This is a genomic window from Sphingobium sp. FG11, assembly GCF_057809915.1.
Window position 1 is genome coordinate 71,970 of sequence record NZ_JBMDKW010000007.1, and the last position, 21,961, is coordinate 93,930.

Genomic DNA, 21,961 nt, shown 5'->3' on the forward strand with positions numbered 1-21,961 from the left:
TAATGCGCAGGCTGGCCCGGCGACGTTGACCACCGCGAGGCTGGCGCGGTATCGATGGCTGCGCGGCTCATGATGCCGCCAGCGGCGGGACGGGGCGTATGATCGGGCGGACGGGATATTTGGCTGCGCTCGGCGTGGCACTGGCTATGCTCCTGTCGACCAGCCCGGCGCTCGCGATATGCAAGCTTGGCGTGATGGCCGACCTGCCCGTCACGATGACGGGCCTGCGCGCCAGCGTGCCGGTGAAGGTGGAGGGCAGGGACACCAGCTTCTGGCTCGATAGCGGCGCATTTTTCAGCATCATGTCCAGGGCGAAGGCGATCGAACTGGGATTGTCGATCAAGCCCGCGCCTCAGGGGCTTTACGTCATTGGCATCGGCGGCAAAGCCTCGGTCGAGATGGTGACGATCAAATCCTTTGGCATTGTCGGTCAGCAATTGCCGAATATTCAATTTCTGGTGGGGGGCAGCGACGCCGGCAATGGCCTGATCGGCCGCAATTTGCTGGGGCTGGCGGACACGGAGTTCGACCTCGCCAATGGCGTGGTCAAGCTCATCAGACCATCGGATTGCGACAAGAGCGGGATGGCCTATTGGGCGGAGGGCAAACCCTATTTCACCGTGCCGCTGCTGACCGGCTCCAATCCGTTCGATCATATTTTTCGCCTGCCGGTTACGATCAACGGCGCCAGGATCGAGGCCGAACTGGATAGCGGGGCGCCCACATCGCTGCTCAGCCGTCGTGCGGCGGAGCGCGCGGGCATCGACTTCGCTTCGCCGGGGGTTGTTCCATCCGATGGCGCCACGGGTTTTGGCCGTCGGCAGGAAAAGGGATGGGTCGTGCCGGTCGCCAGCGTGGGCATCGGGGATGAGGAAATCCTGCGCACCAGGCTCGAAGTGATCGACGGCGGCATTGCCGGGCCGGAAGGGCCGGACATGTTGCTGGGCGCGGATTTCATCATGGCGCATCATATCTATGTGGCGCGGGGGCAACGCCGCATTTACTTCACCTATAGCGGCGGCCGGCCCTTCATCACCGGACAACCGGCGGAGGAGGGCGTGCAGGCGCCTCCACCGGACCTGCCAGCGGGCAAGATCCGGGTGGAGGCGGTCAATGGCGTACCCGATCCAAAAACGGCCGAAGAATTTGCGCGGCGTGGTAATGCACGCCTGACCGCGGGCAAGGCCGATGCGGCGCTGGCGGACTTCACCGAAGCCGTGCGACTGGCCCCTGGCAAGGCCAGCTATTATGGCGATCGGTCGCGGGCGCATGAGGCGAATGGGGATGCGCGTATGGCCGCCGTCGATATCGACAAGGCGCTGGCGCTCGATCCCGGCAATGGCGAACTGCTGATCGTTCGCGCGGTCGAAAGGCTGCACGGCAAGGATAAGGTGGGTGCTCTTGCCGATACGGAAGCGGCGGAGAAGGTAGTTCCGCGGACTTCGCTCCAGGCGCTCAGTGTCGCCAATTTGTTCCAGCATCTGGGGCTGCCAGCGCGCGCTATCCCATTGTTCGATGCCGTGATCGACGCCCATCCCGCCGACTCGAAACTCGCGGGGATGCTGAACGGCCGCTGCTGGCAACGCGCGCTCGCCAATGTCGATCTCGACAAGGCGCTCGACGACTGCAACCGCGCGATCAAGCGCGGCGGTGTCAATGCGGGCTTTCTCGACAGCCGTGGCCTGGTTTATTACCGCAAAAGCGACTTCAAGGCCGCCCTGGCCGATTATGACGCGGCGCTTGCCCTCAATCCCCGCATCGCCTGGTCGCTCTACATGCGCGGACTCATTCGGATCGCGTCGGGGCAGGCCGAAGCGGGGAAGGCCGATCAGACCGCCGCTGCGGCGATCAAGCCGGATATCGCGGAAGAGGCGGCGGGGTTCGGCATCGGGCGAACGGCGCCATAGTCAGGGGAAGTTCTTACGAGAAGATCGATCAGGGCCGCTTCAGTATCTACCGCCCAAACTTCCGCTGCGTCTTGCCGTAGCGCAATTTCCGGGTCCCCGGCTTGCCTTCGCTCGCGCGGCCTCTTGGCGCCGTGACCTGCTGCTCCGTCGGAAGCCCCAGCTCCTCGGCTTCCAGTTTGCGGATCTCGTCCCGGATGCGCCCGGCTTCCTCGAACTCCAGGTCGGCGGCGGCGGCGCGCATCTTCTTTTCCAGATCCTCGATATAGGCGCGCAGATTGTGGCCGACCATATGCGGGCGGTCCGCATCGCCGGTATCGACCGTGACCTGATCCCTGCTCGCCACATGCGCAATGATGTCGCCGATATGGCGCTTGATCGTGGTCGGCGTGATGCCATGTTCAAGATTATAAGCTTCCTGCTTTTCGCGCCGCCGGCTGGTTTCGTTGAGCGCCCGCTCCATGCTGCCGGTGATCCGGTCGGCGTAGAGGATGACGCGACCCTCGACATTGCGCGCCGCGCGGCCGATCGTCTGAATGAGGGAGGTTTCGGAGCGAAGAAACCCTTCCTTGTCCGCATCCAGAATGGCGACGAGGCCGCATTCGGGAATGTCCAGCCCCTCGCGCAGCAGGTTGATGCCGATCAGCACATCATAGACGCCGAGGCGAAGGTCGCGGATCAGCTCGATCCGTTCCAGCGTTTCGACGTCCGAATGCATGTAACGGACCTTGAGACCGGCCTCGTGCATGAATTCGGTCAAATCCTCCGCCATCCGCTTGGTCAGCGTGGTGACGAGGGTGCGATAGCCCGCCGCCGCAACCTTGCGGCATTCGTTGATGAGGTCGTCGACCTGGTCCTCGACCGGCTTGATCTCGACGGGCGGGTCGATCAGGCCGGTGGGGCGGATCACCTGTTCGCTGAACACGCCGCCGGTCTGCTCCATCTCCCAGCTTCCGGGCGTCGCCGACACGCTGACCGTTTGCGGCCGCATCGCGTCCCATTCATTGAAGCGCAGCGGCCGGTTGTCGATGCAGCTTGGCAGGCGGAAGCCATATTCGGCGAGCGTAATCTTGCGGCGATGGTCGCCGCGCGCCATCGCGCCGAGCTGCGGCACGGTCTGGTGGCTTTCGTCCACGAACAGCAGCGCGTTTTCGGGCAGATATTCGAACAGGGTCGGCGGTGGCTCGCCCGGCAGGCGGCCGGTCAGGAAGCGGGAATAATTCTCGATCCCGGCGCAACTGCCGGTCGCCGCGATCATCTCCAGATCGAAATTGGTGCGCTGCTCCAGCCGTTGTGCCTCCAACAGCTTGCCCTCGGCCTCCAGCTCCTTCAGCCGCTCGGTCAGTTCGAAGCGGATCGCCTCCATCGCCTGTTTTAGCGTCGGGCCGGGGGTGACATGGTGGCTGTTTGGAAAGACCTTCACATAATCAAGGCTGGCGACCTTGCGCCCGGTCAGCGGGTCGAACTCGACGATTTCCTCGATCTCGTTGCCGAAGAAACTGATGCGCCAGGCGGTGTCTTCATAGTGGGACGGAAAAATTTCCAGATTGTCCCCCTTCACCCGGAAATTGCCGCGCGCAAAGCCCGCATCGTTGCGTTTATACTGGAGCGCGACCAGCTTGCGGATGATTTCGCGCTGGTCCTCGATGCCGCCTTTTTTCATCGAAAAGGTCATCGCCGAATAGGTTTCGACCGAGCCTATGCCGTATATGCAACTGACTGACGCGACGATGATGACGTCGTCCCGCTCCAGCAACGACCGGGTCGCCGAATGGCGCATGCGGTCGATGCTCTCGTTTACCGAGCTTTCCTTCTCGATATAGGTATCCGACCGCGCGACATAGGCTTCGGGCTGGTAATAGTCGTAATAGCTGACGAAATATTCGACCGCGTTGTCGGGAAAGAAGCTCTTGAACTCGCCGTAAAGCTGCGCCGCCAATATCTTGTTGGGCGCGAGGATCAGGGCAGGGCGCTGCAAGGACTCGATCACCTTGGCCATGGTGAAGGTCTTGCCGGAGCCGGTCACGCCCAGCAGCACCTGATCCCGCTCCCCGGCCAGCGCCTGTTCCACCAGTTCTGGAATGGCGGTGCGCTGGTCGCCTGACGGTTCGTAATCGCTGACCAGCTTGAAGGGCCGCCCGCCCTCGCTCTTTTCGGGACGGGCCGGGCGGTGCGGAACGAAACCGGCGCCGGTTTCCGGCTCGTCGAGCGTGGTGCGGATCTGAATAGCCATCGCGCTATGATATGGGCGCGGAACATAAGGGGTGCAACACCCTGCCGGAGATGCGTTGCTCAGCCGCGATGGGCGACGTCGGCGAACCGGGCCTTGGCAAGTTGCTGGACCTGAAGCACATCCTTGCGCGCTTCCAGAAAACGGCGCGGGTTGATCGGCTGTCCGTTCAGCCGCACCTCAAAATGAAGGTGGGTGCCGGTCGATCGGCCGGTCGATCCCATGCGGCCGATAGCGCCGCCGCGCGCAATCGGCTGGCCGGGGCGGGCTGCAAAGCTCGACAGATGCGCATAGCGCGTCATCAGGCCATTGCCATGATCGACTTCGACGACATTGCCATAGCCCTGTCGCTGACCGACGAAGCTGACGCGACCCTTGGCGGCGGCCAATATGGGCTGGCCAAAACTGCCGGGGAAATCGATGCCGGCATGGAAGGCGGCGTGGCCGTTGAACGGATCGCGGCGATAGCCGTAGCTGCTGGTCTCCATCGGCGCCATCGTCGGTTTGCCCGACGGGATGGCGATCAGGCTGGTTTCCAGAAATTCCAGCCGGGCGAGCGCATCGGCCAGCCCTTCCATTTCCGATGGCAGCGCTTCCCGACCCGCGTGCCATGGCACGAACGGGCCGCCCTGCGCGCGTGCGGCATTCTGCGCCAGCCTGGCAGGATTGAGGCCGAAGCTGCGGATTGCCGCTTCGGCCCGGTCTGCGCGACGCTGAACGACGCCGGTCAGGGCAACAGCGAAGCGGCGCTGCCGTGCATCGATGTCCATCAGTGGCGCGGCTTCGGGCGCGAAGCTGATGGGATCGACGGATTTAATCCTGGTTTCGATACGCGCCTTGGGGGCTTGGGCCTTCCCCACCAGTCCGGCACCGGAGGCATCACGATCTTCCGCACCGAAATGGGTGCGGTACAAATCGTCCATGAAATCCTGGCGCGCTTCCAGTTCGTGCGCCAGATCATCGACCGATTTACGATAGGTATCGACCTCGTTAGCCCTGCTGTCGATCGCCCTGCTTTTTTCAGCCAGCGAAGCCTCATCCTTCGCCATTGCCGAGCGGTGCGTCAGCATGCTGATGGTCAGGACCGTCCAGCCCAGCATCAGCGCAGCCAGCCAGCCTAAGGTCAGGAACTGGGTGCGCCGGGACAGCCGAATTAAATGTGCACGACCGCCCGAGCGAAGGAAAATCTCCCGCTCCGGGCACAGGGCGACGACCCTGGTCCAGAGGCCGGCGGCTCTCCTTTTATGCTCCTGATTCAATTGCGGCCCCGTTATGATTCGCACGGCCGGTTAACAAAAGGTTGCCTTTAATGCGAATCTACAGGCGTGGAGTCGTGACAGAGCGACGCGGGGGCGCGGCGAAACGTTCAATATCGCATCCGGTTCCGAGGGGGGCGAAGAATTTTCTAACCTACCCCGTACCTGTGGCGCGTTGCGCCAGCAGGCCCTGCACGGCGCCGGCCGGGACGGCGGCGCTGAAATAAAAGCCCTGCGCATAATGACAGCCGCCCGCGCGCAGATAATCGATCTGCCGGACGTTTTCGACGCCCTCCGCGACGGTGCGGATGCCAAGGCTATAGGCAAGGTTCAGCACCGCACGCACGATCGCCGCATCGTCTGGGTCGGTTTCCAGATCGCGCACGAAACAGCGATCGACCTTGATGATGTCGATCGGGAACTGTTTGAGATGGGACAGCGAGGCATAGCCGGTGCCGAAATCGTCCAGCGCGATGGAAAAACCCGCCTCGCTCAACCGATGGAGACTGCGCTCGACGACTTCCGCGTTGCGACCCAGAAAGACCGATTCGGTGATTTCCAGTTCGATCGCGCCCGGTGGGACGTCGCTTTCCATCATGCGCGCGATCAACCGATCCGGAAAACCGGGGTCATGCAATTCGACGCCCGGAATATTCACGGCGACATGCCCGAAATCGAGGCCCGCTCGCTGCCAGTGGCTGCACTGTGACAATATCTGTCCCAGCATCCTGTCCGTCAACGCCCGACCGAGTTCGGGATGTTCGAAAGCTGCCGCGATATCCCCCGGCATCAGGATCGACCCATCCGCACGGACGCAGCGCAGCAGCGCTTCGAAGCCGATGATGCGACCGGAGGAAAGCTCGACCTTGGGCTGAAACCAGGGCACAGGCGGCGTATGGATCAGCGCTTCGCGGGCGCGCTCGAGCATGCGCGCCTCCTTTTGCCAGTTGTCGAGCATGATAGGCTCGAAAAGGCATGCCCGCCCGCGTCCACCATTTTTCGCTTCATACATGGCAATGTCGGCATGCTTCATCAGGTCTGAAATGTCCTGCGCATGATCGGGGAAGAGGGCGACCCCCATGCTCACACGGCAATCGATCGATCGGTCAGCATAGTCGATCGGCACATGCAGCCGCGCTGTCATCCGCGCTAGAACCGTTTGAAGATCAGCGACGCCGGGCAAGCGCGTCAGCAGGACGGCGAATTCGTCGCCGCCCATGCGCGCGACGAGATCGCCGGGACGCAGCGCTTCGCGCAGGCGCATGGCAACAGCGCATAGCAGCGCATCGCCTGCGTCATGCCCGGCGCTGTCGTTGATCCGTTTGAATTCGTCGACGTCGATCAGCACGACTGCCATGGATGTGTCGCCCCGCAGCGTTCCGGCGGACGCCTGAGTGAGCGCGGCCATGAAATGCGATCGGTTCGCCAGGCCTGTCAGAGCGTCCGTCATAGCGAGATGGGCGAGATGCCGTTCGGCGATTTTGCGATCGGTAATGTCCACCGTGCTGGCGACGACGCGTTCCTCGCCGTCGATGACGATCGGTCGGCAGGACACCAGCACGTCGCGCACGATGCCATTTTCACCCGCGACCCTATATTCGATATTGTCCACGCTCTCGCCAGCCTTGACGCGCAGCAGCGGCCTGTCCTTTACGCCGGGCACGTCGTCGATGACGCGAAGTTTGGCGAGCGACCCGCAATCGCCGAACGCACGGGCATAAGCATCGTTATAGCGGGTCAGCTCCCCATTATAGCGCGTGACAGCGAGCGGTACGGGAACGGTCATGAAAATCCGCTCCAGCGTTTCGCTGTTGCGGGCGAGCGCGATTCGGGCCGATTCGGCGACCTGGCTCGCGGTCCACGCCTGTCGTTGCAGTCGATTGGTTCGCATCACCGCGATCCACATGCCGCAATGGAGAATCACCATCGCGAGGATCATGCCGGGTGCGGTGGGCGAAAGCGGGGCGGGCGCGAGGTAGCCCACGAGCATGGCGATGCAGCAGCCCAGGCCCCCACCGACATTGCCCCGAAAGCTGCTTGGCACCACGAGATAAAAGACGAGCGGCAGCATCACCATCACAAAGATGGCGATGTCGCTGCGCGAACTGACGAGGAAGGCGACGCCGATGGCCGTGCCGCATTGCCACGCGAAGCAGATGCCCTCGACTCTTTTGAAATTCGTCATATGTCGGCACAGCGACAGGCAAATGAGCGACCACAGGATGACGCCAAGGCGCGCAGGGATCGCCACGTAAAAATGCGGCGTCCCGGCAAAGCGCCAGTCGCTTACCAGAAACAGCGTGTTGAGCATGGCGGAAAGGACGAACAGGGTGCGCGCGTGCTGCCGCGATTCGGCGAGGCGTCCGTCCTGAAACGTCGCTTCCCGGTCGGCACTTCCAAATTCGCCCGATATGATCGAAAACTCGCTCATATTCCGCCTGCTTCTCAACGCCTTGGACGACGCTCGTTATCGAACATTAAGGCATCGATCCTTATCAATCCGCTAACGACCCGTTCACCATTGCCCGGCGCCGCCGATGCCCTGGCCGACCGGCTTGACCCATAAGCGGGGCGCGGCTATAGGGCGCGCCTGCCCAGCGGCTTGCCGCGCGGAGACGGGTCCTTTTGGGACGGGTCTTTCGGTCGTCATTCAGCGGGTAGACAGAGCTGAACATTACCGGGTGCTCTTGCGGCTCCAGGGGGCGTTAATCGCCCACCGGGGCCTTTGCTGTTGGAAACTCTTCCGGGTTTTTGGGGCAGAGAACGCAAGCGCAGGACGGTAAAGTAACTGAAAAGGTGAAGGGCTTCATGCCAACGATCAACCAGCTGGTCCGCAAGGGCCGCGACCCGCAGAAGGCCAAGTCGAAGGTCCCTGCGATGGATGCGAATCCGCAGAAGCGCGGCGTTTGCACCCGCGTCTATACGACGACCCCGAAAAAGCCGAACTCGGCGCTCCGCAAGGTGGCCAAGGTTCGCCTGGTCAACCAGCGCGAAGTCATCACCTATATTCCGGGTGAAGGTCATAACCTTCAGGAACATAGCGTCGTGCTGATCCGTGGCGGTCGCGTCCGCGATCTTCCCGGCGTGCGTTACCATGTATTGCGCGGCGTGCTGGATACCCAGGGCGTCAAGGACCGTAAGCAGAGCCGTTCGAAGTACGGCGCGAAGCGTCCGAAGTAAGGGAGACCCAAGATATGTCACGTCGTCGTCGCCCCGAAAAGCGCATCATCCTGCCCGATCCCCGTTATGGCGATCAGGTCCTCTCCAAATTCATGAACAGCGTCATGTATGACGGCAAGAAGGCTGTAGCCGAGCAGATCGTCTACGGTGCGCTTGAAACCGTGGAAGCCAAGTCCAAGAAGGACCCGATCGGCCTGTTCCATGATGCGCTCAACAACATCAAGCCGGGCATCGAGGTCCGCAGCCGCCGCGTCGGCGGTGCGACCTATCAGGTTCCTGTCGAGGTGCGTCCCGAGCGGAGCCAGGCGCTGGCGATTCGCTGGCTGATCACCGCCGCGCGCAATCGCAGCGAGACCACCATGGCAGCCCGTCTGTCGGGCGAACTGCTCGACGCCGCCAACAATCGCGGCAATGCGGTCAAGAAGCGCGAAGACACGCACCGGATGGCGGAAGCCAACCGCGCCTTCTCGCACTACCGCTGGTAAGAATAGTATAGAAGCCGGGCGCCGCGTCTTGCGGTGCCCGGCTTTCCTCATTTCCCGTCCAATCCGCCGGCACTCCGGCAATGGAGACAGATCATGGCCCGCAGCCATCCGCTCGAAAACTATCGTAACTTCGGCATCATGGCGCATATCGACGCCGGCAAGACGACGACGACCGAGCGTATCCTCTATTACACCGGCAAGTCCTACAAGATCGGCGAAGTCCATGACGGCGCGGCAACGATGGACTGGATGGAGCAGGAGCAGGAGCGCGGGATCACGATCACGTCCGCCGCCACGACCTGCGTGTGGAAGGCGGAAGAGGGCAAGGGTCCTGAGCACCGCCTGAACATCATCGATACCCCCGGCCACGTCGACTTCACGATCGAAGTCGAGCGCAGCCTGCGCGTGCTCGATGGCGCGGTCGCCGCGTTCGACGGCGTTGCCGGCGTGGAGCCGCAGTCGGAAACGGTGTGGCGTCAGGCCGACAAATATCGCGTGCCGCGCATGTGCTTCATCAACAAGCTCGACCGCACCGGCGCCGATTTCTATTATTGCGTACAGACGATCATCGATCGCCTGGGCGCCAAGCCTGCCGTCCTCTATCTGCCGATCGGCGCCGAATCGGATTTCCGGGGTCTGGTCGATCTCGTCGAGAACCGCGCGATCATCTGGAAGGACGAGAATCTGGGCGCTGAATTCTCGTATGAAGAGATTCCCGCCGATCTCGCCGACAAGGCCGCCGAATATCGCGAACAGCTGATCGAGTTGGCCGTCGAGCAGGACGATGCGGCGATGGAAGCCTATCTCGAAGGCAATTTGCCCGATGTCGCGACGCTCAAGAAGCTGATCCGCAAGGGCACGCTGAACCAGTCGTTCGTGCCGGTGCTGTGCGGTTCCGCATTCAAGAACAAGGGCGTGCAGCCCCTGCTCGACGCGGTCGTCGACTATCTGCCTTCGCCGCTCGACATCGAGGACGTGCAGGGCATCAACCCGAACAACGATCAGCCCGACAGTCGCGCGACGGCCGACGATGCGCCTTTCTCGGGCCTGGCGTTCAAGATCATGAACGATCCCTTCGTGGGGTCGCTGACCTTCCTGCGCGTCTATTCGGGCACGCTGGTCAAGGGCACCTACCTGAATTCGGTCAAGGACAAGAAGGAAAAGGTCGGCCGCATGCTGTTGATGCATGCGAACAGCCGCGAAGATATCGACACGGCTTATGCCGGCGACATCGTCGCACTGGCGGGCATGAAGGAAACCACTACCGGAGATACGCTGTGCGCCGAGCGCCAGCCGATCATTCTGGAACGGATGGAATTCCCCGAGCCGGTCATCGAGCTGTCGGTCGAGCCCAAGACCAAGGCGGACCAGGAAAAGATGGGCGTCGCGCTCAACCGTCTGGCCGCCGAAGATCCCTCGTTCCGCGTGACCACCGATCACGAATCGGGCCAGACGATCATCAAGGGCATGGGCGAACTTCACCTCGAAATCCTGGTCGATCGCATGAAGCGCGAGTTCAAGGTCGAGGCGAATGTCGGCGCCCCGCAGGTCGCTTACCGCGAATATCTCAAGAAGGCGGTCGACGTCGATTATACCCACAAGAAGCAGTCGGGCGGCACCGGCCAGTTCGGCCGCATCAAGGTGAAGGTATCGCCGGGCGAACGCGGCGCGGGCATCATCTTCAAGGACGAGATCAAGGGCGGCAATATTCCCAAGGAATATATCCCCGCGATCGAGAAGGGCATGCGCGAGACGGCGGCCAGCGGATGGCTGATCGGTTTCCCGATCATCGACTTCGAGATCAACCTGTATGACGGCGCCTATCATGATGTCGACTCGTCGGCGCTCGCTTTCGAAATCACCGGCCGCGCCGCCATGCGTGAAGTCGCGCAGAAGGCGGGCATCACCCTGCTGGAGCCGATCATGAAGGTCGAAGTCGTGACCCCGGAAGAATATCTGGGCGACGTCATTGGCGACATGAACAGCCGTCGTGGCCAGATTCAGGGCACCGACAGCCGTGGCAATGCGCAGACCGTCGATGCGATGGTCCCGCTGGCCAATATGTTCGGTTATGTGAACTCGCTGCGTTCCTTCACGCAGGGTCGTGCGAGCTATTCCATGTCCTTCTCGCATTATGACGAAGTGCCGCAGAATGTCGCGGACGAGGTCAAGGCGAAGATGGCCTGACGCTTTCCCTGATCGCGTTCCGAAACGAGCGCGAACAGGGCTGGCATTATGAGAATTTGCTGCTATGGACGCGCCTTCGCAAGGCTTAGCCCAAGCGGTCAAACCCATGCTGATTTGATTAGAAGGTAGAGAGAAATGGCGAAAGCTAAGTTTGAGCGGACGAAGCCGCACTGCAACATCGGCACCATCGGTCACGTCGACCATGGCAAGACCTCGCTGACCGCAGCGATCACGAAGGTGCTGGCCGAAACCGGCGGCGCGACCTTCACCAGCTATGACAATATCGACAAGGCGCCTGAAGAGCGTGAGCGCGGCATCACCATTTCGACCGCGCACGTCGAATATGAAACCGAAGCGCGTCACTATGCGCACGTCGACTGCCCCGGCCACGCCGACTATGTGAAGAACATGATCACCGGCGCCGCGCAGATGGACGGCGCGATCCTGGTCGTGTCGGCTACCGATGGCCCGATGCCGCAGACGCGCGAGCACATCCTGCTCGCCAAGCAGGTCGGCGTTCCCCAGCTGGTCGTGTTCATGAACAAGGTCGATCTGGTCGACGACGCCGAAATCCTCGAACTGGTCGAGCTGGAAATCCGCGAGCTGCTCTCCAGCTATGATTTCGACGGCGACAACATTCCTATCATCCCTGGTTCGGCCGTTGCCGCGCTGCAGGACAAGACGCCCGAGATCGGCCATGACGCCGTTCTGAAGCTGATGTCTGCCGTCGACAGCTGGATCCCGCAGCCCGAGCGCCCGGTCGACAAGCCGTTCCTGATGCCGATCGAAGACGTGTTCTCGATCTCGGGTCGTGGTACGGTCGTGACCGGCCGCGTCGAGACCGGCATCGTCAAGGTTGGCGAGGAAGTCGAGATCGTCGGCATCAAGGACACCCGCAAGACCACCGTCACCGGCGTCGAAATGTTCCGCAAGCTGCTCGACGAAGGTCGTGCGGGCGACAATATCGGCGCGCTGGTTCGCGGCGTGGGTCGTGAAGACGTCGAGCGCGGCCAGGTTCTGGCCAAGCCCGGTTCGGTTACGCCGCACACCGAGTTCGACGCGGAAATCTACGTGCTGTCGAAGGAAGAGGGTGGCCGTCACACGCCGTTCTTTGCCAACTATCGTCCGCAGTTCTACTTCCGCACCACGGACGTCACCGGCGAGGTCATCCTGCCCGAAGGCACCGAGATGGTCATGCCCGGCGACAATGTGAAGCTGAACATCAAGCTCATCGCCCCGATCGCGATGGACTCGGGTCTGCGCTTCGCCATCCGTGAAGGCGGTCGTACCGTCGGCGCAGGGGTTGTCGGAACGATCTCCAAGTAATATAGGCACCGCAGCGGCGCGAATCACGAGATTCGCGCCGCTCGGATTTTTACCGCCCCGGACATATCCTCGCCGGCATCGTGCTAGAGGATAAAATGGGGCGGTTTGTTTTTTGGCTCTTTCGCATCGGTAGTAGGACATGGACAGCAACATCCGCATTCGCCTGAAGGCGTTCGATCATCGCGTGCTCGATCAGGCGACCGGCGACATCGCCGACACCGCCCGCCGCACCGGCGCCCTTATTCGCGGCCCCATTCCTTTGCCGACGCGCATCGAAAAGTTCACGGTCAACCGTGGACCTCATGTCGACAAGAAGTCGCGCGAGCAGTTCGAGGTCCGCACCTACAAGCGCATGCTTGACATTGTGCAGCCGACGCCGCAGACGGTCGACGCGCTGATGAAGCTCGATCTGGCTGCCGGCGTGAACGTCGAGATCAAGCTGGCTTAAGGCTGGCAAGTCCCCGCTCTTCCGCAAGGATGGCAGGGTATCGGGTATTCCGGGCAACCGGGAACTCAAACGACACAAGGGATACCGCACAGCGCCGGGCAACCGGAAGGTCTGTGGTCACGGTCCCCCGTCGCCGCTCCCGAGAGGGGATGGCATCCAACCCGGACGGGGTGATCTACATATTGGGTTGGCCGCAAGGGAATGATCCCGAGCGGTTTTTTTCGTTGGATACGCCCGCAGTGATTTCGTGAGAAGTCGGGGTGGGCCTCTATTGGGAGTATGGATCATGCGCACTGGCGTGATCGCTAAGAAAGTCGGGATGACCCGCCTGTTTCAGGACGATGGACGTCATGTCCCCGTCACCGTCCTCGCTCTTGAGGGCAACCAGGTCATAGCGCGCAAGGAAACCGATCGTGACGGCTATATCGCCGTTCAGCTCGGCGCCGGCGTCGCTAAGGCCAAGAATGTCGCTAAGCCGCAGCGCGGCCATTTCGGCAAGGCCGAGGTGGAGCCGAAGGCGCGTCTGGTCGAATTCCGGGTCGCGCAGGACGCGCTGCTGGATGTCGGCGCTGAAATCGCCGCTGATCATTTCATCGCCGGTCAGCTGGTCGACGTCGCCGGTCATACGCAGGGCAAGGGCTTTGCCGGTGCGATGAAGCGCTGGGGCTTCGGCGGTATGCGCGCCACTCACGGCGTGTCGATCAGTCACCGTGCCCATGGTTCGACCGGCAACCGTCAGGATCCGGGTCGCGTCTTCAAGAACAAGAAGATGGCCGGCCATATGGGCGACCGTGAGCGGACCCAGCAGAATCTCGAAATCGTCCGCACGGACGTCGAGCGTGGCCTGTTGTTCGTCAAGGGTTCGGTCCCCGGTGCCAAGGGCACCTGGCTGACCGTCAAGGACGCCGTCAAGGTGCCCCGTCCCGCCGACGTTCCCTATCCCGCCAGCCTGAAGCAGGCTGCCAACAGCAACCCCGCTCCGGCCGAAACGCCCGCGGAAGCGGCCGCTCCCGAAGCGACCGAAGGCCAGGAGGGCTAAACCATGAAGGTCAATGTACAGACCCTCGACGCGCAGGCCGCCGGCGACCTGGAGCTTGATGACGCCGTTTTTGGCATCGAGCCGCGCGCCGACATCCTGCATCGCGTCGTCACCTGGCAGCTCGAAAAGCGTCGCGGCACCGCCCGTGGCACGCGCGAGCGTTCGGATGTCGCCCGCACCGGCAAGAAGTTCGGTCGCCAGAAGGGTGGCGGCACCGCCCGTCACGGCGATCGTCGCGCTCCGGTGTTCATCGGTGGTGGTAAGGCGCACGGCGCCCGCGTCCGCGACTTCAATCCCTCGCTGAACAAGAAGGTTCGCGCTCTGGGTCTGAAGATGGCGCTGTCGTCCAAGGCGAAGGCCGGGACGCTGACGATCATCGACAGCCTGGACGTTGCCGAGGGCAAGACGAAGGCGCTGGTGGCGAACCTCGCCAAGCTGAACCTGACCAAGGTGCTGTTTATCGACGGCGACGCCGTGAACGTCAGCTTCGCCAAGGCGTCGGCCAACATCATCGGCGTGGACCTGCTGCCGGCCGTCGGCGCCAATGTCTACGACATATTGAAAGCCGACTCGCTGGTGCTGACCCGCGCGGCGGTCGAAAAGCTGGAGGCCCGTTTCAATGGCTAAGAAGCAAGCAGGCACCGTCGACAATCGTCATTATGACGTCGTCGTCGCGCCGCACATCACCGAGAAGTCGACGCTTCTGAGTGAAAACAACGCCGTGGTCTTCAAGGTCGCCAACGATGCGTCGAAGCCGCAGATCAAGGCCGCTGTCGAGGCGATCTGGGGTGTCAACGTCAAGAGCGTCAACACGCTGGTGACCAAGGGCAAGACGAAGCGCTGGAAGGGCAAGCCCTACACGCGTTCGGACGTGAAGAAGGCGATCGTCCGCCTGGCCGAGGGCCAGTCGATCGACATCACCGAGGGAGTCCGCTGAGATGGCTCTGAAGCATTATAACCCGACCAGTCCCGCGCAGCGCGGCCTGATCCTCGTCGACAAGTCGAGCCTGCACAAGGGCAAGCCCGTCAAGGCGCTGACCGAAGGCAAGCGCAAGACTGGTGGCCGCAACAACAAGGGTCATGTGACCTCGCGCGGTATCGGCGGTGGTCACAAGCAGCGCTATCGCATCATCGACTTCAAGCGTCGCTTGTGGGATGTCGAGGGCACGGTCGAGCGTCTGGAATATGACCCCAACCGCACCGCGTTCATCGCGTTGGTCAACTATCCCGACGGCACCCAGGCCTATATCCTGGCGCCGCAGCGTCTGGCCCCCGGTGATAAGGTCATCGCGGCCAAGAAGACCGACGTGAAGCCGGGCAATGCGATGGAACTGGGTCAGATGCCGGTCGGCACGATCATCCACAATATCGAGATGAAGCCGGGCAAGGGTGGTCAGCTCTGCCGTTCGGCGGGCACCTATGCCCAGCTCGTCGGTCGCGATCGCGGCATGGTGATGGTGCGTCTGTCCTCGGGCGAGCAGCGTTACATCCGTTCGGACTGCATGGGCACCATCGGCGCCGTCAGCAATCCCGACAATGGCAACACCAATCTCGCCAAGGCGGGCCGCAATCGGTGGAACGGCATTCGTCCGCTGACCCGCGGCGTCGCCAAGAACCCGGTCGATCACCCGCATGGTGGTGGTGAAGGCCGGACCTCGGGCGGACGTCATCCGGTTACCCCGTGGGGCAAGCCGACCAAGGGTGCCCGCACCCGTCACAACAAGTCGACCGACAAGATGATCATCCGGTCGCGTCACGCCAAGAAGAAGAGGTAATCCGCGATGGCTCGTTCCGTCTGGAAAGGTCCGTTCGTGGACCTCAGCCTTCTGAAGAAGGCAGAAACGGCGCAGGACGCCGGTGGCCGCGCCCCGATCAAGACCTGGTCGCGTCGCTCCACCATCCTGCCCCAGTTCGTCGGCCTGACGTTCAACGTCTATAATGGCCGCAAGCATGTTCCGGTTTCCGTGAACGAGGATATGGTGGGTCACAAGCTGGGCGAATTCGCCCCGACCCGCTTCTTCCCCGGCCACGCCGCCGACAAGAAGGGCAAGCGCTAATGGGCAAGGAAAAGTCCCCCCGCCGCGTTGCGGACAATGAGGCGCTGGCCGTCGGCACGCAGATCCGTGGTTCGGCCCAGAAGCTGAACCTGGTCGCGACGCTGATCCGGGGCCGCAAGGTCGAGGACGCGCTCAACATCCTGACCTTCTCGAAGAAGGCCATGGCGGTCGACGTGCGCAAGGTGCTGGCTTCGGCCATCGCCAACGCCGAGAATAACCACAATCTGGACGTCGACAGCCTGGTCGTCGCGGAAGCATCGGTAGGTAAGGCGTTTACGCTGAAGCGTTTCCATGCTCGCGGTCGTGGCAAGTCGACCCGGATCCTCAAGCCCTTCAGCCGCGTGCGCATCGTCGTGCGTGAAGCTGGCGAAGAAGCGGAGGCGTAAGCTCATGGGTCATAAAAGCAATCCGATCGGTCTGCGTCTTCAGATCAACCGCACCTGGGACAGCCGCTGGTACGCCGAAGGCGCCGACTATGGCCGCCTGCTGCTGGAAGATCTCAAGATCCGCAAGTTCATCATGAAGACGATGCCGCAGGCAGCGATCTCCAAGGTGGTGATCGAGCGTCCCGCCAAGCTGTGCCGCGTGTCGATCTATGCCGCCCGTCCAGGCGTCATCATCGGCAAGAAGGGCGCGGACATCGAAAAGCTGCGCAAGAAGCTGGCGCAGTTCACGACGTCTGACGTGTCGCTGAACATCGTCGAAATCCGCAAGCCGGAAGTCGACAGCCGTCTCGTCGCGCAGGGTATCGCCGATCAGCTGGAGCGCCGCGTTGCGTTCCGCCGCGCGATGAAGCGTGCGGTGCAGTCGGCGCTGCGTCTTGGCGCCGAAGGCATCAAGATCACCTGCGGCGGCCGTCTGGGCGGCGCGGAGATCGCGCGCGTCGAATGGTATCGCGAAGGTCGCGTTCCGTTGCACACGCTGCGCGCGAACGTCGATTATGCCGAAGCCGAAGCGCACACCGCCTATGGCGTGTGCGGCATCAAGGTCTGGATCTTCAAGGGCGAGATCCTGGGCCATGACCCGATGGCTACCGACCGGCTCATGCTGGAGGCTCAGACCTCCGGCGTGCGCCCGGCGCGCTGAACATAAGGTAGGTATAGCGTCATGCTGCAACCGAAGAAGATGAAGTTCCGCAAGACCTTCAAGGGTCGGATCAAGGGCGATGCGAAGGGTGGCACCGCGCTGAACTTCGGCGCCTATGGTCTGAAGGCCATGGAGCCGGAGCGGATCACCGCGCGCCAGATCGAAGCGGCCCGCCGCGCGATCACTCGCCACATCCGCCGTCAGGGCCGTTTGTGGATCCGCGTGTTCCCCGACGTTCCGGTGACCAAGAAGCCGGCCGAAGTCCGTCAGGGCAAGGGCAAGGGTTCGGTCGAATATTGGGCGGCCCGCGTCGCCCCCGGCCGCATCCTGTTCGAACTGGATGGCGTGCCCGGTCCGCTCGCAGCAGAGGCCTTCTCGCGCGCCGCGATGAAGCTGCCCATCAAGACGAAGGTCGTTGCCCGCCTCGGCGACACCTCGCATCTGGAGGGTTAAGCGATGGCTGACGTTGCAGACCTGAAGACCAAGACGGACGACGAACTGTCGACCGAACTCAACACCCTGAAGCGCGAGCAGTTCAACCTGCGTTTTCAGGCGGCCACCAACCAGCTGGAAAAGCCCAGCCGGGTCAAGGATGTCCGCCGGTCGATCGCGCAGATCAAGACCCTGCAGACGGAGCGTAACCGCTCCGCTGCCAAGTAAAGGAACCACACGATGCCCAAGCGCGTGCTGACGGGAACTGTGGTTTCCGACAAGACCGACAAGACGGTGGTCGTTCGCGTGGAGCGCAAGGTAAAGCATGCGCTCTACGGCAAGATCATCCGCCGTTCGAAGAAATATCATGCCCATGACGAGGGCAATGTCTACAAGGAAGGCGAGACGGTCCGCATCGAGGAGACCGCCCCGATTTCCAAGCTCAAGACCTGGAAGGTCGTTGAGCGCGTGGACACCCACAAGTCGCCCGAAACGGCGGCCTGAGGCCAGTCACAGGGCCGCAGGATAAGAAAACGCAATCGCGGGCTGGTCTTTTCTTTCAGAAGAGGCTAGAGGCCCGCGCTTCGTGCATTCGAATCTTCCGGTCGATGCCCACGAATTCGGAACCGCCGGGATCGTCTCGGTAGGCCAGACAAGAAGGAACCGGATCCATGATCCAGATGCAATCCAATCTTGACGTCGCGGACAATAGCGGCGCCAAGCGCGTCCAGTGCATCAAGGTGCTGGGCGGGTCGAAGCGGCGCTTCGCCGGCGTCGGCGACATCATCGTCGTCTCCGTCAAGGAAGCCCAGCCGCGCGGCAAGGTGAAGAAGGGCGATGTCCATCGCGCCGTCATCGTCCGCACCGCCAAGGACATTCGCCGGGCCGATGGCTCGGTCATCCGTTTCGACGGTAACGCCGCCGTGCTCATCAACAAGAATGAAGAGCCGATCGGCACGCGTATCTTCGGCCCCGTGGTGCGCGAACTGCGCGCCAAGAAGCATATGAAGATCATCTCTCTTGCGCCTGAGGTGCTGTAATGAGCGCTGCTAGAATCAAGAAGGGCGACAAGGTCGTCGTGCTCGCGGGCAAGGACAAGGGCCGTACCGGCACCGTGCTCCAGATGTTCCCCAAGGACGACAAGGTCCTGGTGGAAGGCGTCAATGTGCACGCCAAGCATCGCAAGCCCGACCAGGCGAACCCGCAGGGCGGCATCGACCGCAAGCCCGCGCCGCTGCACATTTCGAACGTCGCGATCGCCGGCGCCGATGGCAAGCCGACCCGCGTCCGCTTTGAAACCAAGGACGGCAAGAAGGTCCGCGTGGCCGTGAAGTCCGGGGAGACGCTGTAATGGCCGACACATATATTCCGCGCTCCAAGGCGCTCTATGACGCCGAGATCGCCAAGGCGATGACCGAGAAGTTCGGTTACAAGAACGTCATGGAAGTCCCGAAGATCGAAAAGGTCGTGCTCAACATGGGCGTGGGCGAAGCGACGCAGGACAAGAAGAAGGTCACGCAGGCTGCCGAAGAAATGGAGCAGATTGCGGGCCAGAAGCCAGTTATCACCAAGGCGAAAAAGTCGATCGCGCAGTTCAAGCTGCGTGAAGGCATGCCGATCGGTGCGAAGGTTACCCTTCGCCGCGAGCGCATGTACGAGTTTCTTGACCGTCTGGTGAATATCGCCATGCCCCGCATCCGCGATTTCCGTGGCCTCAATCCCAAGTCGTTCGACGGCCGTGGCAACTATGCCTTCGGTATCAAGGAGCAGCTGATCTTCCCCGAAATCAGCTACGACAAGATCGACAAGGTGCGCGGCATGGACATCATCGTGACCACCACCGCGAAGACGGACGACGAAGCGCGCGAACTGCTGCGCCTCTTCGGTTTCCCGTTCCCGCAGGAAGAAGAGAAGCAGGCGGCCTGAGCAATTAGGCCCCGCTTCTCCTCCCAACCAACAGGCTAAGGAAGAGAACTTAAGTCATGGCGAAACTGAGTTCCATCAACAAGAATGAGCGTCGCAAGAAGCTGGTCAAGAAATATGCCGGCAAATATGCGCGTCTGAGGGCAATTGCCGACGATAAGGCGGCCGATGATTCGGATCGTCTGATGGCACGGCTGAAGATGGCTGAAATCCCCCGCAACGGTAACCCGACCCGCGTCCGGAACCGCTGCGAGGTGACCGGCCGTCCGCGCGCCTATTACCGCAAGTTCCGGCTCTGCCGTATTCAGCTGCGCGATCTGGCCAATAAGGGCCTGATCCCCGGCGTCACCAAGTCGAGCTGGTAAGGATATCATCTCATGGCATTGACCGATCCCCTGGGTGATATGCTCACCCGCATCCGCAACGGGCAGCAGGCGAAGAAGGACAGCGTTGTGTCCCCCGCCAGCAAGCTGCGCGCTCGCGTTCTCGACGTGCTCCAGCGCGAAGGCTATATCCGCGGTTATTCCGAGGAAGCGCTTGGCGCCCATCCGGGTCTGCGCATTGAATTGAAATATTTCGAGGGCCAGCCGGCGATCAAGCATGTCGCCCGCGTGTCCAAGCCTGGCCGCCGCGTCTATTCGGGTTCCAAGGAACTGCCGGTAGTGCGCAACGGCCTTGGCATCACCATTGTTTCGACGCCCAAGGGTGTTCTGTCCGACGCGGAAGCGCGTGAGCAGAATGTCGGCGGCGAAGTGCTCGCGGAGGTGTTCTGATGAGCCGCATCGGTAAAAAGCCGGTCGCGATCCCAAGCGGGGTCACTGCGACGATCGAAGGCGGACAGCTTTCGGTCAAGGGCCCCAAGGGCACGCTTGCCTTGTCGCTGCGTGACGAGATCAGCTATACGCTGGAAAATGACGGCATTTCGGTGCAGCCGGCCAACAAGACCAAGCAGGCTCGCGCCTTCTGGGGCATGCAGCGCACGCTGATCCAGAACCTGATCACCGGCGTGACCGAGGGCTTCTCCAAGAAGCTGCTCATCACCGGCGTCGGCTACCGCGCGAATGCGCAGGGCAAGACGCTGAAATTGCAGCTTGGCTACAGCCATGACGTCGATTTCGCGATCCCCGAGGGGATCGAGATCAAGACCCCGGATAACACCACGGTCGAGATCAGCGGTATCGACAAGCAGCAGGTTGGACAGGTCGCGGCCGAGATCCGCCGCTGGCGCAAGCCCGAACCCTATAAGGGCAAGGGCATCAAATACGCCGGCGAGTTCATCTTCCGCAAGGAAGGGAAGAAGAAGTAAGATGGCAAAGCTTTCCCTCTTCGAGCGGCGTCGCCGCCGCGTCCGTACCGCGCTCAAGGCGCGTGGCGGTCAGAATCCCCGTCCCCGTCTGTCGATCCATCGGTCGGGCCGGCACATCTATGCCCAGGTCATCGACGACGCCGCCGGTTCAACCGTCGCCGCCGCGTCGACGCTGGACAAGGATGTCGGCGCCAAGGCGCTTGGCAAGACCGGCGCGACCGCCGATGCCGCTGCCGATGTCGGCAAGCGCATCGCGGAAGCCGCCACCAAGGCGGGCGTCACCAAGGTCGTGTTCGACCGCGGAGGCTTTCTTTTCCATGGCCGCGTCAAGGCGCTGGCCGATGCGGCCCGTGAAGCCGGGCTGGAGTTCTGAACATGGCAGATGAAAACATCATCGAAGGCGGCGCGCCGGTCGAAGGCGCTGAAGCTGCACCCACCGAAGGACGCGGCCCCGGCCGTGGCCCGCGTGGCAATCGTGGCGGGAACAACCGTGGCGGCAATGATCGTGGCGGCCGTGGCCGTCGCGACGATCGCCGTGGCGGCAACCGCGACGAGGACGGTGGCGAAGAGCTGATCGAGAAGCTGGTTCACATCAACCGCGTGTCCAAGACCGTCAAGGGCGGCAAGCGCTTCGGCTTCGCGGCGCTGGTCGTCGTGGGCGATGGCAAGGGCCGAGCCGGTTTCGGCCATGGCAAGGCGCGCGAAGTGCCTGAGGCGATCAGCAAGGCGACCGCGTCGGCCAAGAAGGCGATGGTCCGCATTCCGCTGAAGGAAGGCCGCACGCTGCACCATGATGGCCTCGGTCATTTCGGCGCCGGCAAGGTGACGGTGCGTTCGGCTCCCGCCGGTACGGGCATCATCGCCGGTGGACCGATGCGCGCCGTGTTCGAAAGCCTGGGCGTGGCGGATGTCGTGACCAAGTCGAACGGCACGTCGAACCCCTATAACATGATCCGGGCGACCTTCGAGGCGCTGAACGAACAGACCAGCCCCAAGTCGGTGGCGCAGCGTCGCGGCAAGAAGGTCGCCGATCTGCTCCGTCGTGGCGGCGCATCGGTCGAGGTCGCTCAGGCCGAAGCCGAAGCGATTGCGGAGTAACTGA

The 21,961-nt window shown here is 62.4% G+C and carries 27 protein-coding genes; 24 read left to right on the forward strand and 3 right to left on the reverse strand.

Going from position 1 to position 21,961, the window contains the following annotated elements:
- The first annotated feature begins 134 nt into the window (after positions 1–134).
- The gene (locus tag ACODSN_RS08070) at positions 135–1,907 is read left to right on the forward strand and encodes an aspartyl protease family protein (protein ID WP_489054500.1); all 1,773 of its coding nucleotides are present in this window, start codon (positions 135–137) and stop codon (positions 1,905–1,907) included.
- Between the two features lie 46 nt (positions 1,908–1,953).
- On the opposite strand, the gene uvrB is transcribed toward ACODSN_RS08070, so the two are convergent.
- The 3 genes from uvrB to ACODSN_RS08085 all read right to left on the reverse strand — a co-directional run bounded on the left by uvrB (position 1,954) and on the right by ACODSN_RS08085 (position 7,821).
- Positions 1,954–4,137, reverse strand: coding sequence for an excinuclease ABC subunit UvrB (uvrB, locus tag ACODSN_RS08075; protein WP_489054501.1), 2,184 nt, complete (start codon positions 4,135–4,137; stop codon positions 1,954–1,956).
- Positions 4,138–4,196: 59 nt separating this feature from the next.
- On the reverse strand, positions 4,197–5,393 hold the full coding sequence (locus tag ACODSN_RS08080; RefSeq protein ID WP_489054503.1) for a M23 family metallopeptidase: 1,197 nt from the start codon (positions 5,391–5,393) through the stop codon (positions 4,197–4,199).
- A gap of 151 nt (positions 5,394–5,544) precedes the next feature.
- The gene (locus ACODSN_RS08085; RefSeq protein ID WP_489054504.1) at positions 5,545–7,821 is read right to left on the reverse strand and encodes a putative bifunctional diguanylate cyclase/phosphodiesterase; all 2,277 of its coding nucleotides are present in this window, start codon (positions 7,819–7,821) and stop codon (positions 5,545–5,547) included.
- Between the two features lie 377 nt (positions 7,822–8,198).
- Here ACODSN_RS08085 and rpsL point away from each other — a divergent pair, with 377 nt between their 5' ends.
- The 23 genes from rpsL (at position 8,199) to rpsE (ending at position 21,957) form a co-directional block, all read left to right on the forward strand.
- The gene (rpsL, locus tag ACODSN_RS08090) at positions 8,199–8,570 is read left to right on the forward strand and encodes a 30S ribosomal protein S12 (RefSeq protein WP_007707915.1); all 372 of its coding nucleotides are present in this window, start codon (positions 8,199–8,201) and stop codon (positions 8,568–8,570) included.
- Between the two features lie 14 nt (positions 8,571–8,584).
- Positions 8,585–9,055 (forward strand): 30S ribosomal protein S7, encoded by a 471-nt coding sequence (gene rpsG / locus ACODSN_RS08095; protein WP_489054506.1) that lies wholly within the window; start codon positions 8,585–8,587, stop codon positions 9,053–9,055.
- 93 nt (positions 9,056–9,148) lie between these two features.
- The gene (gene fusA, locus ACODSN_RS08100) at positions 9,149–11,242 is read left to right on the forward strand and encodes an elongation factor G (RefSeq protein ID WP_489054508.1); all 2,094 of its coding nucleotides are present in this window, start codon (positions 9,149–9,151) and stop codon (positions 11,240–11,242) included.
- 135 nt (positions 11,243–11,377) lie between these two features.
- Positions 11,378–12,568 carry an elongation factor Tu gene (gene tuf / locus ACODSN_RS08105; RefSeq protein ID WP_489054510.1) on the forward strand — a complete coding sequence of 397 codons (1,191 nt, stop codon included), beginning with the start codon at positions 11,378–11,380 and terminating at the stop codon, positions 12,566–12,568.
- Positions 12,569–12,707: 139 nt separating this feature from the next.
- Entirely contained in the window at positions 12,708–13,016 is a 309-nt protein-coding gene (gene rpsJ, locus ACODSN_RS08110) for a 30S ribosomal protein S10 (protein WP_006960299.1), read from the forward strand.
- Between the two features lie 286 nt (positions 13,017–13,302).
- Positions 13,303–14,055 carry a 50S ribosomal protein L3 gene (rplC, locus tag ACODSN_RS08115; RefSeq protein WP_489054512.1) on the forward strand — a complete coding sequence of 251 codons (753 nt, stop codon included), beginning with the start codon at positions 13,303–13,305 and terminating at the stop codon, positions 14,053–14,055.
- A 3-nt stretch (positions 14,056–14,058) separates the two neighbouring features.
- Positions 14,059–14,682 carry a 50S ribosomal protein L4 gene (gene rplD / locus ACODSN_RS08120; RefSeq protein ID WP_489054513.1) on the forward strand — a complete coding sequence of 208 codons (624 nt, stop codon included), beginning with the start codon at positions 14,059–14,061 and terminating at the stop codon, positions 14,680–14,682.
- The gene (locus tag ACODSN_RS08125) at positions 14,675–14,992 is read left to right on the forward strand and encodes a 50S ribosomal protein L23 (RefSeq protein WP_489054514.1); all 318 of its coding nucleotides are present in this window, start codon (positions 14,675–14,677) and stop codon (positions 14,990–14,992) included. The genes rplD and ACODSN_RS08125 overlap by 8 nt, the downstream gene beginning before the upstream one ends.
- Before the next feature lies 1 nt (position 14,993).
- On the forward strand, positions 14,994–15,830 hold the full coding sequence (rplB, locus tag ACODSN_RS08130; RefSeq protein ID WP_340232330.1) for a 50S ribosomal protein L2: 837 nt from the start codon (positions 14,994–14,996) through the stop codon (positions 15,828–15,830).
- 6 nt (positions 15,831–15,836) lie between these two features.
- The gene (rpsS, locus tag ACODSN_RS08135) at positions 15,837–16,112 is read left to right on the forward strand and encodes a 30S ribosomal protein S19 (RefSeq protein ID WP_007707899.1); all 276 of its coding nucleotides are present in this window, start codon (positions 15,837–15,839) and stop codon (positions 16,110–16,112) included.
- Entirely contained in the window at positions 16,112–16,498 is a 387-nt protein-coding gene (gene rplV, locus ACODSN_RS08140) for a 50S ribosomal protein L22 (RefSeq protein WP_489054515.1), read from the forward strand. Before rpsS ends, rplV begins: the two co-directional genes overlap by 1 nt.
- 4 nt (positions 16,499–16,502) lie before the next feature.
- Entirely contained in the window at positions 16,503–17,198 is a 696-nt protein-coding gene (rpsC, locus tag ACODSN_RS08145) for a 30S ribosomal protein S3 (RefSeq protein ID WP_489054517.1), read from the forward strand.
- A 21-nt stretch (positions 17,199–17,219) separates the two neighbouring features.
- On the forward strand, positions 17,220–17,651 hold the full coding sequence (gene rplP, locus ACODSN_RS08150) for a 50S ribosomal protein L16 (protein ID WP_006960313.1): 432 nt from the start codon (positions 17,220–17,222) through the stop codon (positions 17,649–17,651).
- Between the two features lie 3 nt (positions 17,652–17,654).
- On the forward strand, positions 17,655–17,858 hold the full coding sequence (rpmC, locus tag ACODSN_RS08155; protein ID WP_489054518.1) for a 50S ribosomal protein L29: 204 nt from the start codon (positions 17,655–17,657) through the stop codon (positions 17,856–17,858).
- Positions 17,859–17,870: 12 nt separating this feature from the next.
- Positions 17,871–18,134, forward strand: coding sequence for a 30S ribosomal protein S17 (gene rpsQ / locus ACODSN_RS08160; RefSeq protein ID WP_340232325.1), 264 nt, complete (start codon positions 17,871–17,873; stop codon positions 18,132–18,134).
- Positions 18,135–18,301: 167 nt separating this feature from the next.
- Positions 18,302–18,670, forward strand: a complete 369-nt coding sequence (rplN, locus tag ACODSN_RS08165) for a 50S ribosomal protein L14 (RefSeq protein WP_183956278.1) — start codon at positions 18,302–18,304, stop codon at positions 18,668–18,670.
- Positions 18,670–18,981 (forward strand): 50S ribosomal protein L24, encoded by a 312-nt coding sequence (gene rplX, locus ACODSN_RS08170; RefSeq protein ID WP_489054519.1) that lies wholly within the window; start codon positions 18,670–18,672, stop codon positions 18,979–18,981. The genes rplN and rplX overlap by 1 nt, the downstream gene beginning before the upstream one ends.
- On the forward strand, positions 18,981–19,556 hold the full coding sequence (gene rplE, locus ACODSN_RS08175; RefSeq protein ID WP_489054520.1) for a 50S ribosomal protein L5: 576 nt from the start codon (positions 18,981–18,983) through the stop codon (positions 19,554–19,556). The genes rplX and rplE overlap by 1 nt, the downstream gene beginning before the upstream one ends.
- A 56-nt stretch (positions 19,557–19,612) precedes the next feature.
- Complete coding sequence (gene rpsN / locus ACODSN_RS08180; protein WP_489054521.1) at positions 19,613–19,918, forward strand: 30S ribosomal protein S14; 306 nt, start codon at positions 19,613–19,615, stop codon at positions 19,916–19,918.
- Positions 19,919–19,930: 12 nt separating this feature from the next.
- Positions 19,931–20,326, forward strand: a complete 396-nt coding sequence (gene rpsH, locus ACODSN_RS08185; protein ID WP_489054523.1) for a 30S ribosomal protein S8 — start codon at positions 19,931–19,933, stop codon at positions 20,324–20,326.
- Positions 20,326–20,859: a 50S ribosomal protein L6 gene (rplF, locus tag ACODSN_RS08190; protein ID WP_489054524.1), complete on the forward strand. Its 534-nt coding sequence runs from the start codon at positions 20,326–20,328 to the stop codon at positions 20,857–20,859. The genes rpsH and rplF overlap by 1 nt, the downstream gene beginning before the upstream one ends.
- 1 nt (position 20,860) lies before the next feature.
- Positions 20,861–21,232 carry a 50S ribosomal protein L18 gene (rplR, locus tag ACODSN_RS08195; protein WP_489054525.1) on the forward strand — a complete coding sequence of 124 codons (372 nt, stop codon included), beginning with the start codon at positions 20,861–20,863 and terminating at the stop codon, positions 21,230–21,232.
- Positions 21,233–21,234: 2 nt separating this feature from the next.
- The gene (gene rpsE / locus ACODSN_RS08200) at positions 21,235–21,957 is read left to right on the forward strand and encodes a 30S ribosomal protein S5 (protein WP_489054527.1); all 723 of its coding nucleotides are present in this window, start codon (positions 21,235–21,237) and stop codon (positions 21,955–21,957) included.
- Positions 21,958–21,961 lie beyond the last annotated feature (4 nt).

Bases quoted from the DNA above. Each gene is read 5' to 3' on its own strand.
- ACODSN_RS08125 (WP_489054514.1), top strand. From the start codon at position 14,675: ATGGCTAAGAAGCAAGCAGGCACCGTCGACAATCGTCATTATGACGTC.
- rpsL (WP_007707915.1), top strand. From the start codon at position 8,199: ATGCCAACGATCAACCAGCTGGTCCGCAAGGGCCGCGACCCGCAGAAG.
- rpsE (WP_489054527.1), top strand. From the start codon at position 21,235: ATGGCAGATGAAAACATCATCGAAGGCGGCGCGCCGGTCGAAGGCGCT.
- rplR (WP_489054525.1), top strand. From the start codon at position 20,861: ATGGCAAAGCTTTCCCTCTTCGAGCGGCGTCGCCGCCGCGTCCGTACC.
- rplF (WP_489054524.1), top strand. From the start codon at position 20,326: ATGAGCCGCATCGGTAAAAAGCCGGTCGCGATCCCAAGCGGGGTCACT.
- fusA (WP_489054508.1), top strand. From the start codon at position 9,149: ATGGCCCGCAGCCATCCGCTCGAAAACTATCGTAACTTCGGCATCATG.
- rpsJ (WP_006960299.1), top strand. From the start codon at position 12,708: ATGGACAGCAACATCCGCATTCGCCTGAAGGCGTTCGATCATCGCGTG.
- rplB (WP_340232330.1), top strand. From the start codon at position 14,994: ATGGCTCTGAAGCATTATAACCCGACCAGTCCCGCGCAGCGCGGCCTG.
- rplX (WP_489054519.1), top strand. From the start codon at position 18,670: ATGAGCGCTGCTAGAATCAAGAAGGGCGACAAGGTCGTCGTGCTCGCG.
- rplV (WP_489054515.1), top strand. From the start codon at position 16,112: ATGGGCAAGGAAAAGTCCCCCCGCCGCGTTGCGGACAATGAGGCGCTG.
- rpsH (WP_489054523.1), top strand. From the start codon at position 19,931: ATGGCATTGACCGATCCCCTGGGTGATATGCTCACCCGCATCCGCAAC.
- rpsS (WP_007707899.1), top strand. From the start codon at position 15,837: ATGGCTCGTTCCGTCTGGAAAGGTCCGTTCGTGGACCTCAGCCTTCTG.
- rpsN (WP_489054521.1), top strand. From the start codon at position 19,613: ATGGCGAAACTGAGTTCCATCAACAAGAATGAGCGTCGCAAGAAGCTG.
- rpmC (WP_489054518.1), top strand. From the start codon at position 17,655: ATGGCTGACGTTGCAGACCTGAAGACCAAGACGGACGACGAACTGTCG.
- rplN (WP_183956278.1), top strand. From the start codon at position 18,302: ATGATCCAGATGCAATCCAATCTTGACGTCGCGGACAATAGCGGCGCC.
- rplE (WP_489054520.1), top strand. From the start codon at position 18,981: ATGGCCGACACATATATTCCGCGCTCCAAGGCGCTCTATGACGCCGAG.
- uvrB (WP_489054501.1), bottom strand. From the start codon at position 4,137: ATGGCTATTCAGATCCGCACCACGCTCGACGAGCCGGAAACCGGCGCC.
- rpsC (WP_489054517.1), top strand. From the start codon at position 16,503: ATGGGTCATAAAAGCAATCCGATCGGTCTGCGTCTTCAGATCAACCGC.
- rpsG (WP_489054506.1), top strand. From the start codon at position 8,585: ATGTCACGTCGTCGTCGCCCCGAAAAGCGCATCATCCTGCCCGATCCC.
- rplP (WP_006960313.1), top strand. From the start codon at position 17,220: ATGCTGCAACCGAAGAAGATGAAGTTCCGCAAGACCTTCAAGGGTCGG.
- rplC (WP_489054512.1), top strand. From the start codon at position 13,303: ATGCGCACTGGCGTGATCGCTAAGAAAGTCGGGATGACCCGCCTGTTT.
- rpsQ (WP_340232325.1), top strand. From the start codon at position 17,871: ATGCCCAAGCGCGTGCTGACGGGAACTGTGGTTTCCGACAAGACCGAC.
- tuf (WP_489054510.1), top strand. From the start codon at position 11,378: ATGGCGAAAGCTAAGTTTGAGCGGACGAAGCCGCACTGCAACATCGGC.
- rplD (WP_489054513.1), top strand. From the start codon at position 14,059: ATGAAGGTCAATGTACAGACCCTCGACGCGCAGGCCGCCGGCGACCTG.
- ACODSN_RS08085 (WP_489054504.1), bottom strand. From the start codon at position 7,821: ATGAGCGAGTTTTCGATCATATCGGGCGAATTTGGAAGTGCCGACCGG.